The organism is Mesorhizobium sp. M7A.F.Ca.US.014.04.1.1, assembly GCF_003998745.1.
Classification (GTDB): Bacteria; Pseudomonadota; Alphaproteobacteria; order Rhizobiales; family Rhizobiaceae; genus Mesorhizobium; species Mesorhizobium ciceri.
The window spans coordinates 1-1,736 of sequence record NZ_RZRW01000867.1; the positions used below are offsets into that span (position 1 = coordinate 1).

Sequence of the window (1,736 nt, forward strand, 5' to 3'; positions counted from 1 at the left end):
GATTCAGGGCGTGACCGTGCAGGCGGCCAATGACGGCTGCATCATCATCGCCGAAGGCATGTCGGGATCCGAAGACAATTTTGCCGTGCAGATGACCGAACGCGCCCGCCAGATCGGCCTCAAGACGTCGACTTTCGTCAATTCGACCGGCCTGCCGGCGGATGGCCAGCAGACGACCGTGCGCGAGCTGGCGCAGCTCGCCCTGCACCTGTGGCGCGATTATCCGGATTTCTATCGCTATTATGCCCAAAAGGATTTCACCTGGAACAAGATCTCACAGAGGAACCGCAATCCGCTGCTGGCGATGGACATCGGCGCCGACGGCCTGGCGGTCGGGGCGAGCGAGGCAGCCGGCTTCGGCATCGTCGGTTCGCTCAGCCACAATGGTACCCGCGTGATCGCGGCGATGAGCGGGCTGGCCTCGGACAAGGAGCGCGCCGAGGAAGCGCGAAAGCTGCTCGACTGGGGTGTCCGCTCCTTCGAGAAGACCGAAATTTTCGCCAGGGACGAGGTGGTTGGAGAAGCCCAGGTTTTCGGCGGCGCCAAATCCGGGGTGACGCTGAAGGCAAAGGGACCGATCGACATCTTCCTGCCGATCACCAACCGCGACAAGCTGACGGCCAGGATCGTCTATGACGGCCCGGTTGCAGCACCGGTGGAGGAGGGGCAGCCGGTGGGTGCGCTGCGCGTCTGGATCGGCGATACGCTGAGCCAGGAGACGCCGCTTTTCGCTGCCGAATCGATCGGCGTCGGCACGCTGCCGCAGCGCGCGCTCGATGCCGTCAAGGAACTGGTGATCGGCTGGCTGCGCTAACGCATGTCGCTCAAAACCAGCCATGGTTTTGGGGAACGGCATGCATAAGGGCAAAAAATCGACGGCATGGACGTTTGGCCCAACGCGGACTATCTAGAGCGCTACAATCCCATTCAGCCATGGACAAGAAGGCCTCGCGGTTGGCACGCGGTTTTTTCATCACCTTCGAAGGCGGCGAGGGGGCAGGCAAGTCGACGCAGATCGAGCGGCTGGCCAGGAAGATGCGCGCCAAGAAATACGACGTGCTGCTTACCCGCGAACCCGGCGGCTCGCCGGGCGCCGAAGCGGTCAGGCATGTGCTGCTGTCGGGCGCAGCCGAACCGTTCGGGCCGAAGATGGAAGCGCTGCTGTTCGCCGCCGCGCGGTCCGATCATGTCGAGCAGGTGATCCGGCCGGCGGTCGAGCGTGGCTCCATCGTGCTTTGCGACCGCTTCCTCGATTCCTCACGCGTCTATCAGGGCGTCACCGGCGGCATCGATCCGGCGTTCATGGATGCGCTGGAACAGGTCGCCATCAACGGCATGATGCCGGACATGACGCTGATCTTCGACATCGACCCAGCGGAAGGCCTGAGGCGCGCAACGCTGCGGCGCGGCGCCGAGGCAGTCGCCGACCGTTTCGAAAAGGAGACGCTGGCGATCCACCAGGCCCGCCGCGAGGCGTTTCTGGCGATCGCCAAGGCCGAGCCGGAGCGCTGCATCGTCGTCGACGCAGCCGCCGAGCCCGACGCGGTTGAGAACGTCGTCACCGCGGCAGTGTTCGCGGCGCTGGCGGCGAGAGCGCCGGCACGCGACAGGCAGGCGACGCCGGCATGATCTTCGAGCGCATCGCACCCGAGCAGCACGACACGCTCGACGGCGTGCCGGAGCCCTCCGAAACGCCCCTTCTGGTCGGGCACGGACAGGCTGCAGGCGTGCTTACC

Annotated in this window: 2 protein-coding genes and 1 pseudogene; all 3 read left to right on the forward strand. The window is 65.3% G+C overall.

Annotated features, from left to right (window positions below; genetic code table 11):
- On the forward strand, positions 1-814 hold an 814-nt coding region (locus EOA22_RS32500; RefSeq protein WP_164756137.1), incomplete at its 5' end, for a D-alanyl-D-alanine carboxypeptidase family protein.
- 140 nt (positions 815-954) lie between these two features.
- Positions 955-1,629 (forward strand): dTMP kinase, encoded by a 675-nt coding sequence (gene tmk, locus EOA22_RS32505; protein WP_063170241.1) that lies wholly within the window; start codon positions 955-957, stop codon positions 1,627-1,629.
- Positions 1,626-1,736: pseudogene (locus EOA22_RS39240) on the forward strand (DNA polymerase III subunit delta'); the annotation flags it as partial. The gene tmk and the pseudogene EOA22_RS39240, both read left to right, overlap by 4 nt.